Below are 13,963 nucleotides of genomic sequence, written 5' to 3'. Positions count from 1 at the left end.
GATTGCGCGCGCCAGTCTGCGCAGCAAGGCCTGGCGGCAACCCGGGGTCCGTCTATGAATCCAATCCGAAGATTGCCGGTCATTGGCCGCTACTTTCGCAAGCCGTCCGCAACTGCGGCGCGCAGCTACAGCGGCATGGGCTCAATGCGGCGGCGCGCGCCGGGGCTTTACTACGCCTTTCGGACGCTCTTTCGTTCGGCCATTCGCACCCAGCACCGCGAAATCCAGGCGATCGGCCTGGAAAATATTCCGCCCGACGGGCCGGTGATGCTGGTCGGCAACCACCCCAACTCCTATCTGGACTACCTTAATTTGCTACAGGTCGTGCGTCATCCGATTGCCGTCGCCGCCAAGGATACCATCACCAATATGCCCTACCTGGGACCGCTGCTGCGGCGCGGCATGTTGATGACGCCTATCTCGCGGAAGATCGATCAAGAAGACAACGACATCTCGGAAAGCGATCGGCGCGAGGCCAACGAACGTTCGCTGCGCGAGTGTGTGGAGGCGCTCGTCAACGGACGACTCTTCAATATCTTTGGCGAAGGCGCCTCCACTGACAGCCGCAAGCTGAACAAGATCAAGCTTGGTTTCATGCACATTGCAATCCAGGCCGAGAAGGAATTCAACTTCCAATTAAACCTGCGCATTGTTCCCTACGGGCTGTACTACGATCGTATCAACAAGTTCCAGAGCTCGGTAGTTGTCGTCTTTGGACGACCATTCAAATTGCAGGAGCTCATCAAGATTCCGCCGGACTTTTTGAGTCTGGACGAGGAGAAACGCAGGGACATTGAAAAGAAACTGATGGTCGAGGGCAAGGCGCGGCTGCAGCGCGACATCGAGGAGATGATCATCTCTATACCGGACAAGGGCCTCGTGGACCTGATTGATGACAGCGTCGCTCTGTACAGCTCCAGCCCGGTAAAGTACATGAATGCTTTTGGCAACATTCGTGAGAAGTACAGGATGTCGAAGAATCTAGCCGATGCCATTTTGCGCGCCAGCCACCATGGGCCGGGCCGCGAACGATTGGTCGAGTTGCGCCGTTTGCTGATGGACTACCAGCGCAAATTGCGCGAGACTCACATGCGCGATGATGTAGTGCGTCGCGAACACACCTGGGCCGAGTTTGGCTTCTATGTCAAAGCGATGTTCAAGGGAATGCTGCTCTATCCCTTGATTCTAATTGGCTTTCTGGCCAACTATCCGCCGCGATTGATGGCGCGCTTTCGTCGCTACCAGGTCATCCAGGTTCAAAAACGCCCGCGAGTCGACGGCGACGAACAGGCTGTGCTCTTTGGCTTTGCCGGAACGCTGATCACCTACCCGCTGGCGGCGGCGGCCATCTTTCAGGCTTTGCAGGCCATTGGTTCGGCAGCGGCGGGGCAATGGTTGAATCTCTGGCTGCACTCTTCCGCCCTTGCCAGCTGGCTCAACGATCGCTGGCAACTTCTGACCTGGGTCGCGGCAATTCTGACGCCGTGGGCGCTGGTACGGCTTTGGCGCTTTTCGCTGTGGCATGGCCAGCATCTGCGAGCGGCGCTGGTCTGGAGTCTGGACTGGATCCTCGAGGTATTTCGAGGTCAGCGGGTACGTGAATTGCGGCGTCAGCGTTATGAAATCATAGATCGCCTGGATTTTCTGCTGGGCGATTACCACTCGTGAGCGGCGGCGCACGGACGCAACGCGCCGCGCTTGGATTTCTGCTCAGCATCCAGATCGGCGGATTTTTGCAGCGTTGGTTGGATGACTGCAGCGGCCTGGCCGCCGCCGCCGCACTGACGCTGGGCATCGCCCTTGTATCGCTCTGTATTGTCCTGTGGAGGGCGTCGAGCACACGCCGGATGAGCGCCACAGACAGCGCGACCGCCCCGCTTGCGAAAGTTCCAGCCCTGACCTGGCAGTCTGGCTTCATCGCTGGCATTGCAACGCTGTTGCTTGGATTCCAGCTGGCGATGCCGCCGGCGGGTTGGGATGCACTCACCTACCACCTGAATTTCGCTCTACACTGGTCGCACAGCGGCAGCTGCTCCAATCCGCAGACAGCCTTCGGCGACTATTCCCCCGACTACTATCCATTGCTGCACAGCCAGGCGCTCTATTTGCTTTCGCTGCTTACTCCAACGGCAGCTCCTCTGGCCATTGCTGGCTGGTATTTCCTCTATTGTATTGCACTCATTCGGATTGCCCGGAACTGGCGAGCCTCGACGGGCCCCGTCGACCTTTCTGGCCCTTTTGTTGTCGCTGGCGCCCTTCTACCGTATGTCGCCAGCGGCTTGCTTTGCCTGGAAAATGACATGGCGCTCAGCGCCTGCCTGCTCTGCTGTCTGGCGGAACTTGGGCCCGGCGAGCGGCAGGATCCGGCTAGCCCGAAAGCTGTGGTACGTACCACACACTGGCTCTGGGCCTCGATCGCCCTTGGATTGGGGGCATCGCTCAAGTACCTTGGCCTGCTGTATGCAGTAGGCCTCGGCCTCTGGGCGCTGATTGCAATACGCCCGCACTGGAAGGCCTGGCTGGCGCTCTTGCTCCCGGCGACGCTCGCTGCCGCTCCGTGGTACCTGCACAACCTCTGGTTGACTGGCAACCCGCTTTACCCAGCAGAGCTGCGCGTAGCTAACTGGACTCTTTTCCCAGGTTACTACCCTCCCGAATACTTTTCAGTGGTTCCGGCGCACGCCTTTTCCTGGTACGGCTGGCTCAGCGATCCGGGCGTCCTGCTTGCACTTGCTGCGCCTGCGGCCGCCATTATGATGCCTGGCCTCGTCGGTCGCCTGCCTGATACTGTCAGGCGACCGGGTTGGCTCTTTGCCAGCGCCGCCGGCCTTTTGCTCTTTCTGCTTTTCTGGCAGCTGTCCCCCTTACGGCAGCATCGCCTCGCTGGAGCTCCGCTGGCCCTTGCCTATGCCGCGGCGGCGCCGCTCATATTTCAAACCCGGCGACCGGGCTACGGCGAGCATATCTTCCGCGTTGTCCTGGCGGCTGGCGCAGCGCTGGGCGTGGCGATGCTTGCTGCCAGATTACAACAACTCTACGGACCGCCCTGGGATCTTGCCGTGACAATGAGCGACTACGATCGGGCCACGGCGCGCTTTCTATTTACAGGCGGCGCCTTGCTCTACCTGGCAGCGCTGCTGCTCGCCGGCCTTTGTGGGGCCTTCTGCAGTCGCCTGCTGCATGGCCCTTTCCGACTTCGCGCGCTGCTGGCTGCCGCAGCGCTCGTGCTTGGCGGCGGCCTGGCCGCCGTGCAGGTCGGCAGCAAAACACGTTACGCCGGCGGCGATCTGGCCGCGGCCTGGAATACTGCGCGCTCTCTTCCGCCGGCGGCAAGCGGCATTATAGGCGTCAATGCAGTGGCGCCTTTTCGCGGCAGAGACAATCTTTCTTCTGTGATCTTATTGTTGAATCGGGCTGAGGGCGAACTACCGCTGCATCTGCGCCGCGAACGAATTATCATCAGCACCGACTCGATTCATGCCACTGACAATGCGCCGGATCGCACAGCATTCTACCAGAATCTGAAAGCCCTGCAGCGTTTGATTCTTGTACAAAGCGGGCCTTGGCCGCCAGAGCGCGACTGGCTTCGCCAGCGAAGCGACTGGACGTTGCGCCATGCCTGGCCCACAGTGGAAATCTACGAAAGCCATGTCACACCTTCCCGCTGATTCTACTGAACTTGACGGCTACGATGTCGTCACCCGACACCTGGTCATGGAACGTCATCTCAACGCCTTTGGCAATTTGTTTGGCGGAGTAATGCTTGCCTGGCTGGATGAGGGCTCGGCGCTCTATGTGATGGATCGCATTGGCTACCAGGACTTCGTTACTGTACATATGGACAATGTAAACTTCCGCAGCCCGGCGCGTCGCGGAGACGCCGTCGCTCTCTACAGCCGCGTGCAAAAGGTCGGCCGTTCGTCAATCACTGTCGAAACGCGCGCCCTTGTGCATGAAGCGGGACTCGACCAACGACGAGAAGTCATCGCCTGCCAGATTACTTTTGTCTGCCTGCGCGACGGTCGTCCCTTTGCTTACTTTGAGAGCCCAGAATACAGATCTTACAGCAAAAAACACAACTGAGAGTTCGGGACAAATTGACCGAAAAAGCTCGACCGCGGCGCAATGGCCGGCCCATTTGCAAGAATCATCATGTCGCTCAGCATCGTTTTTCTCATTACGGCTCTGGTTTTCAATGCCACAGCAAACATACTTTTGAAGGTTGGCGCCGGCCGCGTGTCCTCGCTCGAGGGTCTGTCGCTGCTCGACAAGGGCCTGGCTTTGCTCAGCAACCTTCCGCTGGTTCTGGGGCTGATCCTCTTTGCTTCCAATGTAGCATTCTATTTTCTGGCCCTGCGCGCGATTCGCATCAGCGTTGCCTATCCGATCATGACCGGCGGCGGTCTGGCAATTATCACTATCGCCTCTTACTTCTTTCTAAGAGAGCAGATTGATATGCTGCAGACTGCGGGTATTGTGCTGATTGCAGCGGGCATTGTAATGGTAGCTTCGCGAATGGGCTGAGGCCGATGAGCGGCGTTCTTTGAGACGCTCGCACTGGCCGCCGTGGACATATTCCTTTTGGCCTGCTATATCTCAGCGCTGCGACGTTGTAGCACTGTATCCTGCCGCGAAGGCGCGCGGCTCTCCGGATAGTCGGTGCTGTAATGCAGTCCGCGGCTTTCCTTGCGCGCCATCGCCGATTGCACAATCAAGCGCGCCGTCAGGGCCAGGTTGCGCAATTCGAGGATCTTATTCTGAATTACTGTGCGCCGATAGAAGTCTTCTATTTCGGCATGCAGCAGATGGACGCGTCGCAGGGCGCGATTGAGGCGCAGATCGGATCGCACGATTCCAACATAGTCCCACATCACCTTCTTGATTTCTTCGAAGTCGTGCTGCACCAGAATCCATTCCTCGGCGTTGGCAAGTCCCTCCTTCTGCCACTCCTTGATTTCGATTTGGTTCACGGCTGGCGGCGGCGACTGTTTCAGGCAATCGGCAATACGCCACGAAAAGACCAGGCCCTCCAGCAGACTGTTGGAGGCCAGACGGTTGCCGCCGTGGACGCCGGTGCAGGCTGCCTCGCCGGTCACGTAGAGCCCCTCAATGCAGGTCTGCCCATGCAGGTCGGTGCGCACTCCGCCGCACATGTAGTGGGCCGCCGGCACAACCGGAATGGGATCGCGTGAGATATCCATTCCACGGTCCAGGCAATGGGCAAAGATGGTGGGGAAACTGCCCATCAACTGCTCGCGGCCCTTGCCGCTGGCATCCAGCCAGACATGACGCGCGCCCGTTCGCTTCAGTTCCGCGTCGATAGCGCGCGCCACAATATCGCGAGGCGCCAGTTCGGCGCGCGGATCGTAGCGCTCCATAAACGGACGCAGGTCCGGTCCAAGCAGGCGGGCGCCATATCCACGCAGCGCCTCGCTGATCAAGAAGGGCCGCGAGGCGCCGGGTTCGTAGAGCGCCGTAGGATGAAACTGATAGAATTCCATATTGGCGATCTCGGCGCCGGCGCGGTAAGCCAGAGCGACGCCATCGCCGGTGGCAACCTCCGGGTTGGTATTGTGCAGATAGACCTGGGCGGCGCCGCCGGTGGCCAGAATCACAGCGCGCGCGCGTACAATGGTAACATCCCAGCTGTGTCGATCGTAAACATAGGCGCCAAAACAGCGCGGCGCGCCTTCCGGCGTTGCCACAGCATCGCCAGTCGAGGTGCCGGCGCGTCGACCCAGGACCCGCGAGTCCTTGAGATGATAGCGCGTAATCAATTCCACCGCGCTGACGTACTCGCGAATCTCCACGCCACGTTCGCGCACCGCCGCCAGCAACGTACGTTCCACCTCGCGCCCGGTGAGGTCATCAGCATGGACAATGCGATTTTCGCTGTGCCCGCCCTCGCGACCAAGGTCCAGTTCGCCTTGCGCTGTGCGTCGAAAGTTGGCGCCCATTTCTACCAGTCGACGCACGTGCTCCGGACCCTCCGCTACCAAACAGCGTACGGCCGCCGGATCGCAAAGTCCGGCGCCGGCATCAAGGGTATCCTGGATGTGCTTTTCAATGCTGTCCGTAGCGGCAATCACCGAAGCAATGCCGCCCTGCGCCAGACTGGTGCTGGCCTCATCCATGCGCGCCTTGGTCAGGACCAGAGTTTCGCCCAGGTCGGCCAGCAGATAGGCCGCATAGAGCCCCGAAACCCCGCTGCCTATGATCAAGAAGTCGACATCTATTCTTGCAGCCATAGCAGCGAGCAGTGGAATCTATTTCAGGGCGCGGGCGACTGGCCCAGAGCAACCAGGTAGGGCAGCGCTCGAATCAGCATGTGATCTGGCTTTAAGGCGTCGGCTTGATGCAAGCGCAAATAGCTCTCTGCCGCCGCTGAGTTGGCCAGTGCCTTGAGCCGATCGATCCAGCCGGTGCGGCTGCCGTCTGCCGGACGCGACTCCAGCTCCGGCAGGTGTTTCCACATATCCTCTTCGCGCCAGCGCGGCGGGAAAGAGCCGTCGGCTTCGTCGGAAAGCTCGATATCCGGAAGTACGCCGTAAACTTGCACCGTGTATCCGTTAGGAGCGTAGTAGCGGGCGGTTGTCAACTTTAGCATGGCGCCGCCGCGCAGCGGATGGACGCCCTGCACCGTAGCCTTGCCGAAGCTCCGTTCGCCCAGAATCAGCGAACGCTTGTGATCGAGCAGCGCCGAAGCGACGATTTCGCTGGCCGAGGCCGATCCGGCGTTGATCAGCGTTACAATCGGCAGGTCCGCCGGCGTCACTGGCTGCGCCGAACTCTTGTCCTCTTGCACTTCGCCGCTGGCATCGCGCACGCGCACGACGACGCTCCCACGCGGCAGAAAGAGGCCGGCCACATCCACCGCTTCTTCCAGGTAGCCGCCCGGATTGCCGCGCAAATCAAGCACCAGTCCGTCCAGGCGGCCGCCGGCCTCCTGAATCAATTTCTGGTACTCGTTTCGAATCAGGCGCGAGGTGTTGTTCTGGGCATAGAGGAAGCTGGCGATTTTGATGTAGCCGATCTTGCGTCCGCCCAGCAAGCGCGCGTCAGTATTCTGGGCGCTCAACAATCGCGAGGAGACGGCTGTCTGGTGGATCACATCGCGCGTAATACGAATGGAAAGCGTTTTCAGTTCCGTGGCTCGGTTCACCTCCAGAGTCACCATCGTCTGTTTGGGACCGCGGATACGCTTGACGACGGCGCCCAGCGACAGCGTTGCAATCGATTGACCATCGACCTTGCGGATGATATCGCCGGCGCGCAACCCGGCCTGCAGAGCGGGACTGCCCGGCAAGGGCGTCTCGACGATCACATCCTCGCGACCGCCGCCGCGCAGCAAGGCGCCAATGCCTTCGAAGCTGGAATCTTCCGCTTCGGTGCGCATCTTGTCCCAGCTGCCTTGATCAATTACGGCGCTGTGCGGATCCATGGCTTCGACGAAGCCATTGGCGGCCGCAAAATAGACGACGTTCATGCCAAAGGAAGGCCTTTCCTGGCCCGCGGCGCCGGCCTCCCCCTCCTCTTCTTCCGGCGCCTGCATACCTGCTGGCGCAGCCGAGTAAGAAGACAGATTCTTTTCAATCCATGCGACTACGCGTTCAAAGTCGTTCTTGCTGAAATCGACGCGCTTCCAGCTGGCCTCCGTAAACTTGCGCAGCTCTTCATCCTGCTGGCGCTGTCGAAGGAATTCCGCGCGGCGATCGCTCTGACTCATGCGCCGGTAACGCTCTTCATCCTGGGACTGAATGCGATCGCGACGTTCTTTCCACCCGGAATAGTCAGGCACAAAAATGACGAACTGGTCCTGGCCCTCAATCTGCAGCGCGCGGCCCGGCGGTATGCGATCGGCCTCGATAAACTGAGCGCGCTTTTCATAAAATTCCCGGGTCATCAGGGTGAGACTATAGGGAAGAGAGCGCAGCGCCATGTCGGCGGCATTGACATAGCAGCGCGACTGATCGATGCCATCCGGATCGATATAGTTCTCGACTGCGTAATCCACCGATCGATAAAAAGCGTCGCGACCAAAGGAGCCCGGCGCCCCGCTGTCCGCCGAGCCCTTGCAAGCGGCGGCAAACAACGCGGAGATTGTGAAGAGGGTCAAACTTTGGCGCAGTACGAAGCGCAAGAGGGTTCGTTTCATGAAGGAAGGTCGATCCAGGGGGCGGCAGCGGCGGCGCAGTCGCCAGAATGGCATGAGGGATTGGGCGATGGTCGGGCTTTTTCTGTCCATATCTTTTGCCCTCCCCGCCTGCCGCGCGCTCTGGTCTGAACGCCCCTACTACGATCTTTACGATGAGGCTATCAATCTTTACTGGAAGTCGCCGCGCGATACCGAAGCGGCGCTCAAGCTCCTGCGAAATGGCTGCTCCTGGAACGCAGATCTGCAAGACGCAAGCTGCTACAACCTCGGGACGCTGCTGGAACTCGAAGGCCGTCGCGAGGAAGCGCTGGAAGCCTACCGGCGAGCGCAGCGCTTGCGACCGGCGCCGATCTATGACGCCGCCATCCAGGCCTTGCAGCCCCATGAACCGTCAACCGATTCGGAGTATCTGCGCGCTATGGCCAGGGCGGTGCAGTTCTGTCGCGGAAACGCACCGGGCGCGGCGCTTGGCGAATTGCGCGCCGCCAGCGCTGCAGCGCAAGCTGGCGGAACGCCCGCGCCGCGCACCGTCTTCGCCCAGCCCTTTTTTGAACAGTGCCTGAGCGGCATCGCCGACTACCGCGGCTTTCTTGCACAACAGCCGCCAGCATCGGCCAGCGCCGCCGGCGAACAACTCAGCAATCGAGCACGCAGCCACGCCTTTGCGGCGCTGTGGGACATTGAGTTTCATATGCTGCACGGTCAGGGAGCGATTCGCAATCCGCTGACTGAAAGCTGGGAGAAAGCGACCAACGCTGCACAGAGCGGCAATGCCGCGGCCTTTGGCGCGCAGCTGCAAGAATTTCAAGCGCGATTGGGCGCGACTTGCGCCGAACGGTCGGCGCTGGAACGACGTTGCCGGGCCATTCGCCGCGCGGCTGGCGCCTTAATCCTCTACGATCCGCTGTATGCCGCCGTGCGCGAGTCGCAATCAGTGCGCAATCTGGCGCAAGAGCTGCAGGGCCGTTGATTTCTTGCTAAACTTTAGAAAACTTAACCATCGGGGAAAGGCATGGCGATTGACCGCAACCGGACGCGCGAACTGCTGGACAGTATCGACGAATTCTTCGATTCCGTATCCGGCTTCCTGCCAGTCGATGCCCGTCAATTTTTGAAGCGCACCGTTATGGGGCCGGCGCTGGATGAAATTCGGCGCCTGATCACCGAGAGTCGACCGCCTTCGCTTTTCCTCGCCGGTCGGTCCGGACACGGCAAGTCATCGCTGATCAACGCTCTGTCCGGGCGCAATGTGGCCCCGGTTGGCGATGTGAAGCCTACGACGCCGGAATCCATCCCCTATCTGATCAGCTTTCAAGAACCGTTTTCAGCATGGCAGGTAATCGACTCGCGCGGTATCTTTGAGACAACGCGACCCGATGGCGCCCCCGTCGACGATGCCTTGCGGGCCCTGCGCGAGGATCTGCTGCGCCACAAGCCGGACGTCATTCTGCATGTAATCAGCGCCCCCGAAATCCGCAATCTGGCCATGGACCTGACGGTCATGGCGGAAATGGTCGATGCCTTGCAACGCGATAGCGGCCTGCAAACGCCGGTGGTAGTTGTCGTTAATAAGGCGGATACGCTTGGCAATCCGCGCGACTGGCCGCCGGAAAAGAGCGCCCACAAAGCAGCGCTGATCCATGAGGCGCTGCAGTATCTGACCGGCGAGGCGCTTGGGATGCACGCCGTGGCGCTCGACGCCGCTGCGCCCTATCGCGGCCTGGCCGGCCCTGAACGGGAGCGACCGGCAGTGATTGCCGTTTGCTCATTGCCCGGAGAAAACTGGAACATTGATGTCCTGGCCGACTTTATCGGCGCACGCTTGCCGGAGGCCGCCCTGCTGGACTATTACCAGGCGCTGCGCCGCAGAGAACAATTGCGCCGTATCTCCAGCAGCTTGATCAAACGCTTTGCGGTGATTGCGTCGGGAGTCGGCGCATCGCCCCTGCCGCTCTCTGACTTTCTGGTTCTGGCGCCGATGCAGATGTTGATGATAGCTATGATCGGCGGACTCTCCTGTCGGCCGGTCAGCAAGGAAACGGCTCACGAATACCTCTCGGCGATTGGCGTCAACTTGCTGACCGCCGGCGGGCTGCGCTATGCGGCGCAACAGCTGCTCAAGCTTCTGCCGATTGGCGGCTGGGCCGCATCGGGATCGATCGCCGCCTCCGGAACCTTTGCCCTGGGCAAGGCGGCGGAGGCCTATTTTTTCTCCGGCGAGCTGAAGCAGCCGGAGCAATTCCGCGAATTGTGGACAGAAAAAGCCAGCGGTCAGGCTTGATGCAATCGCGCGAGCGACCGGCGAACCCCGGCGCGGCCGGAAGGAGATCATTTTAATATGGCACGATCCATTCTTTATCTGCTGGTGCAGCTCATTGCCGCCTTTTTCGCCCTGAACTACCTGCAGTCATTTTACGCTTTTTACACAACGCACCAGGTTTCCTTCGTTGGCTACACTGCGACCGATCCTCTGGCTATATGGACTGTCCGCAACCTGGGCGTTCGGTTGCTGGCCATCGCCGTTGGATTCCTGGTGGCGCTGCTATCGCGCAGCAAGTCGATGCTGGCGCTGATGTTTGCTGTGCGTCTGGCGGCAGACCTGGGCGATCTGATCAATTCAGCCACAACTCCGGGACTGGACGCCTTCGTTCCACAAATACTGGGCGTCTTTGCCAGCATCGAGGCGCTGTGCCTGCTCTGCCTGCTCTGGCTGCGCCGTTCAGAATAACGCATCGATGGTCCGCGGCCAGAGCGCCGCGGACCTCTGGGGCTTACAATTATTACATAGCGCCCCATAATTTTTGTAACCGCCAGGGGCATCGCGAATCTGTCACCTAATATGGCAGAGCCTTCGTCTGTGACAAACCGGTCGAATTTGGTCCGCCAGAAGATTCCACGGTGGATGCAAGTGCTGAACCTGCTGGTTATCGCCATCCTCTGCTTGAAATCCTGGTCGGCTTTATTTGAACCATCGCTGGCATACGGCTCATTTGATGCAGCGCGGCCTGAGAATCTGAGAGCGCTGCTGGAGCTGGCCGGACGCAACCTTTCGATGATTGCACTGACCGCTCTAGCAATGTGGCGCGCTGAGCGGACCAGTCTGGCTCTGGTCTTTGCCATGCATTTTGTTCGCGAATCTTTTGACATGGGCCTTGCCTTCAAATTTGAAGGAATTCAAGCCCTGAGCTTCGCCCCATTTTTGCTTGCTTACGCTCTTGCCATTCGCCAGCTGCTTCAGGCTCGCCCCCCGGAAGCGGCGCAGTAGGCCGAATCTAGTTTAAACTACATACGAACTACAGGCCTTGCCACGAAATAGACTTCGAAACTTTGCAGACCTTGGAATTAGATCGCCGGGGAGAGTCTCCGGCATGAACACAGGAAAGGAAAACAATGGAAGATTTGAAAAAGTTGAATGAGACCGAACGGGAGGTGTATCGCGACTTATTGAAAGGTCAAACTGCGGTAGTTACCGGCGCCAATTCCGGCATCGGCAAAGGCGTAGCCCTGGCGCTGGGCCAGGCCGGCGCTCAGGTGGTTGTCAATTATGTCGTCGATCCTGAAGCAGCCGAAGGCGTTGCGCATAGCATTGAGCAGAACGGAGGCAAGGCCATTGCCGTGAAAGGCGACGTGAGCAAGGAGGCCGACGTTCAGGAGATGTTCAAGCAGACGATTGGCCACTTTGGAACGGTCGACATTTTGATCAACAATGCCGGCCTGCAGCGCGACGCAAACCTTGTTGATATGACCCTCGAACAGTGGGAGTTTGTGTTACGCGTCAACCTGACCGGGCAATTTCTCTGCGCTCGCGAAGCGGTGCGCGAATTCCTGCGGCGCGGCGTAGTGATGGAACGTTCCGTCGCCTGCGGCAAGATCGTATGCATGAGTTCGGTGCACGACATCATTCCCTGGGCCACGCACTGCAACTACGCTGCTTCCAAAGGCGGCGTGCTGATGTTTATGAAATCCGTCGCTCAGGAACTGGCCCCCAAGAAAATTCGCTGCAACGCCATCAGCCCTGGCGCGATCAAGACGCCGATCAACCAGCAGGCCTGGTTTACGGCGGATGCCGAAGAGAAGCTGCTGGAATTGATTCCCTACAAGCGCGTTGGCGTGACCGAAGACATTGGCCGCGCTGCCGTGTGGCTCTCCTCGGACCTCTCCGACTACATCAATGGCATTACCATCTATGTCGACGGCGGTATGACCAACTATCCCGGCTTTGCGACCGGCGGTTAAGGCAAGGATCAAAATCATGGCAGAACAAAACTACGATGTCATTATCATCGGCACCGGCGCCGGCGGCGGGACGCTGGCGCACAAACTGGCCACGCAGGCGCCGCATCTAAAGATCCTGATTCTGGAACGCGGCGATTGGCTGCCGCGCGAACAGGAAAACTGGGATACGATTTCCGTCTTTCAAAAGGAACGCTACCATACCACGGAAACCTGGCTGGATTCAGAGGGCAAAGAATTTCATCCAGGCACCGGCTACTGGGTAGGCGGAAACACAAAGGTCTACGGCGCAGCGCTGCTGCGTTTGCGTGAGCGCGACTTCGAAGAGGTGCGTCACGCTGGCGGCATCTCGCCGGCCTGGCCGGTGCGCTATTCGGAACTGGAGCCTTACTATCGCGAGGCGGAGATTCTGTATCGCGTGCACGGCAAACAGGGCGACGATCCAACCGAACCGCCGCGCAGCAGCGACTTTCCCTTTCCCGCCGTTTCGCACGAGCCGCGTATTGCCGAGATGCGCGACGAATTGCAACGTCGCGGACTGAAGCCCTTTCACGTGCCGCTTGGCGTACACCTCAATGAGGCCAATCCTCTGGAAAGCGAATGCATTCGCTGCGGCACCTGCGACGGCTTTCCCTGTCTGGTCAATGCCAAGTCGGATTCCGATATCAGCTGCATTCGACCGGTGCACACACTGCCCAACGTCGACTTGATCGTTCGGGCAAAGGTGCAACGGCTTGTAACCGGCGCCTCAGGCCGCAGCGTTGAAGAGGTCCAGGCTGAGGTCGATGGTCAGATGCGCAGCTTCAAGGGCGGCATTGTGGTAGCGGCCTGCGGTGCAATCAACAGCGCAGCGCTGCTGCTGCGCAGCCATAGCGATCGACACCCACAGGGTCTGGCCAATGGCTCCGGCCAGGTCGGCCGCAACTTCATGAAGCACGTCAACGGCGCCATCCTCGGCATCTCCGATCGCCGCAACCCGACGGTGTTTCAAAAGACCATGGCCATCAACGATTTCTACTGGGGCGAGCCGGACTTCGAATTCCCGATGGGCCACATCCAGTTGCTGGGCAAGGCCAATAAGGACATGCTGCGCGGCGACGCGCCCAAGTTTGCGCCAGGTCGCGTGCTGGAAGAAATGGCCACGCACTCCATTGACTGGTGGCTGACCTCCGAGGACCTGCCGGACGCCAACAATCGTGTGCGCATCAATCAAGACAAAGTGATCCTGGACTACCACGACAACAACACCCAGGGCTACGATCGCTTGATGGCGCGCTGGACCAAATTGCTGCGCGAAGTTGAGAAGACCGATCATATTGTGCCGCACTCGCTTTATCTGCGTAAGAAGATTCCGCTGGCGGGCGTCGCCCACCAGGTGGGAACGGCGCGAATGGGCAAAGACGCGGCCAGCTCCGTGCTCGATGCCAACTGCAAGGCCCACGAACTGGACAACCTCTATGTAGTCGATGGCGCCTTTTTCCCTTCCAGCGGGGCCGTGAATCCTTCGCTGACCATCATGGCCATGGCGCTGCGCGTCGCGGAACATTTGCAGCAACGTATCAAGGGCGGATAAGC

Annotated in this window: 12 protein-coding genes; 10 read left to right on the top strand and 2 right to left on the bottom strand. The window is 59.7% G+C overall.

Going from position 1 to position 13,963, the window contains the following annotated elements:
• Positions 1-54: 54 nt before the first annotated feature.
• From K1X75_01735 to K1X75_01720, 4 genes are all read left to right on the top strand, one after another.
• The gene (locus tag K1X75_01735; GenBank protein ID MBX7056757.1) at positions 55-1,668 is read left to right on the top strand and encodes a 1-acyl-sn-glycerol-3-phosphate acyltransferase; all 1,614 of its coding nucleotides are present in this window, start codon (positions 55-57) and stop codon (positions 1,666-1,668) included.
• The gene (locus K1X75_01730; protein MBX7056756.1) at positions 1,665-3,668 is read left to right on the top strand and encodes a hypothetical protein; all 2,004 of its coding nucleotides are present in this window, start codon (positions 1,665-1,667) and stop codon (positions 3,666-3,668) included. The genes K1X75_01735 and K1X75_01730 overlap by 4 nt, the downstream gene beginning before the upstream one ends.
• On the top strand, positions 3,649-4,083 hold the full coding sequence (locus tag K1X75_01725) for an acyl-CoA thioesterase (GenBank protein MBX7056755.1): 435 nt from the start codon (positions 3,649-3,651) through the stop codon (positions 4,081-4,083). Before K1X75_01730 ends, K1X75_01725 begins: the two co-directional genes overlap by 20 nt.
• Before the next feature lie 69 nt (positions 4,084-4,152).
• Positions 4,153-4,524: a hypothetical protein gene (locus K1X75_01720; GenBank protein MBX7056754.1), complete on the top strand. Its 372-nt coding sequence runs from the start codon at positions 4,153-4,155 to the stop codon at positions 4,522-4,524.
• A gap of 65 nt (positions 4,525-4,589) precedes the next feature.
• On the opposite strand, the gene nadB is transcribed toward K1X75_01720, so the two are convergent.
• Together nadB and K1X75_01710 are read right to left on the bottom strand one after the other, a co-directional pair.
• The gene (nadB, locus tag K1X75_01715; protein ID MBX7056753.1) at positions 4,590-6,248 is read right to left on the bottom strand and encodes an L-aspartate oxidase; all 1,659 of its coding nucleotides are present in this window, start codon (positions 6,246-6,248) and stop codon (positions 4,590-4,592) included.
• Between the two features lie 23 nt (positions 6,249-6,271).
• Positions 6,272-8,155, bottom strand: a complete 1,884-nt coding sequence (locus K1X75_01710) for a S41 family peptidase (GenBank protein ID MBX7056752.1) — start codon at positions 8,153-8,155, stop codon at positions 6,272-6,274.
• On the opposite strand from K1X75_01710, the gene K1X75_01705 reads away from it, so the two are divergent.
• The 6 genes from K1X75_01705 (at position 8,154) to K1X75_01680 (ending at position 13,961) form a co-directional block, all read left to right on the top strand.
• Entirely contained in the window at positions 8,154-9,125 is a 972-nt protein-coding gene (locus tag K1X75_01705; GenBank protein ID MBX7056751.1) for a tetratricopeptide repeat protein, read from the top strand. The genes K1X75_01710 and K1X75_01705 overlap by 2 nt on opposite strands.
• Before the next feature lie 42 nt (positions 9,126-9,167).
• Positions 9,168-10,436, top strand: a complete 1,269-nt coding sequence (locus tag K1X75_01700; GenBank protein ID MBX7056750.1) for a GTP-binding DUF697 domain-containing protein — start codon at positions 9,168-9,170, stop codon at positions 10,434-10,436.
• Positions 10,437-10,493: 57 nt separating this feature from the next.
• The gene (locus tag K1X75_01695; GenBank protein MBX7056749.1) at positions 10,494-10,883 is read left to right on the top strand and encodes a hypothetical protein; all 390 of its coding nucleotides are present in this window, start codon (positions 10,494-10,496) and stop codon (positions 10,881-10,883) included.
• Between the two features lie 174 nt (positions 10,884-11,057).
• Positions 11,058-11,420 carry a hypothetical protein gene (locus tag K1X75_01690; protein MBX7056748.1) on the top strand — a complete coding sequence of 121 codons (363 nt, stop codon included), beginning with the start codon at positions 11,058-11,060 and terminating at the stop codon, positions 11,418-11,420.
• Between the two features lie 125 nt (positions 11,421-11,545).
• A complete protein-coding gene (locus K1X75_01685; GenBank protein ID MBX7056747.1) occupies positions 11,546-12,391 on the top strand; it encodes an SDR family oxidoreductase in 846 nt (281 codons plus the stop codon).
• A 16-nt stretch (positions 12,392-12,407) separates the two neighbouring features.
• Positions 12,408-13,961, top strand: coding sequence for a GMC family oxidoreductase (locus K1X75_01680; GenBank protein ID MBX7056746.1), 1,554 nt, complete (start codon positions 12,408-12,410; stop codon positions 13,959-13,961).
• Positions 13,962-13,963 lie beyond the last annotated feature (2 nt).

The organism is Leptospirales bacterium (assembly GCA_019694655.1).
In the GTDB taxonomy this organism is placed as follows: Bacteria; Spirochaetota; Leptospiria; order Leptospirales; family Leptonemataceae; genus SSF53.
Note: the sequence above shows the minus strand (reverse complement) of the source record. Positions and strands in the feature narration are given on the sequence as shown.

Bases quoted from the DNA above. Each gene is read 5' to 3' on its own strand.
- K1X75_01720 (MBX7056754.1), top strand. From the start codon at position 4,153: ATGTCGCTCAGCATCGTTTTTCTCATTACGGCTCTGGTTTTCAATGCC.
- K1X75_01735 (MBX7056757.1), top strand. From the start codon at position 55: ATGAATCCAATCCGAAGATTGCCGGTCATTGGCCGCTACTTTCGCAAG.
- K1X75_01690 (MBX7056748.1), top strand. From the start codon at position 11,058: ATGCAAGTGCTGAACCTGCTGGTTATCGCCATCCTCTGCTTGAAATCC.
- K1X75_01705 (MBX7056751.1), top strand. From the start codon at position 8,154: ATGAAGGAAGGTCGATCCAGGGGGCGGCAGCGGCGGCGCAGTCGCCAG.
- K1X75_01710 (MBX7056752.1), bottom strand. From the start codon at position 8,155: ATGAAACGAACCCTCTTGCGCTTCGTACTGCGCCAAAGTTTGACCCTC.
- K1X75_01700 (MBX7056750.1), top strand. From the start codon at position 9,168: ATGGCGATTGACCGCAACCGGACGCGCGAACTGCTGGACAGTATCGAC.
- K1X75_01680 (MBX7056746.1), top strand. From the start codon at position 12,408: ATGGCAGAACAAAACTACGATGTCATTATCATCGGCACCGGCGCCGGC.
- K1X75_01695 (MBX7056749.1), top strand. From the start codon at position 10,494: ATGGCACGATCCATTCTTTATCTGCTGGTGCAGCTCATTGCCGCCTTT.
- nadB (MBX7056753.1), bottom strand. From the start codon at position 6,248: ATGGCTGCAAGAATAGATGTCGACTTCTTGATCATAGGCAGCGGGGTT.
- K1X75_01725 (MBX7056755.1), top strand. From the start codon at position 3,649: ATGTCACACCTTCCCGCTGATTCTACTGAACTTGACGGCTACGATGTC.
- K1X75_01685 (MBX7056747.1), top strand. From the start codon at position 11,546: ATGGAAGATTTGAAAAAGTTGAATGAGACCGAACGGGAGGTGTATCGC.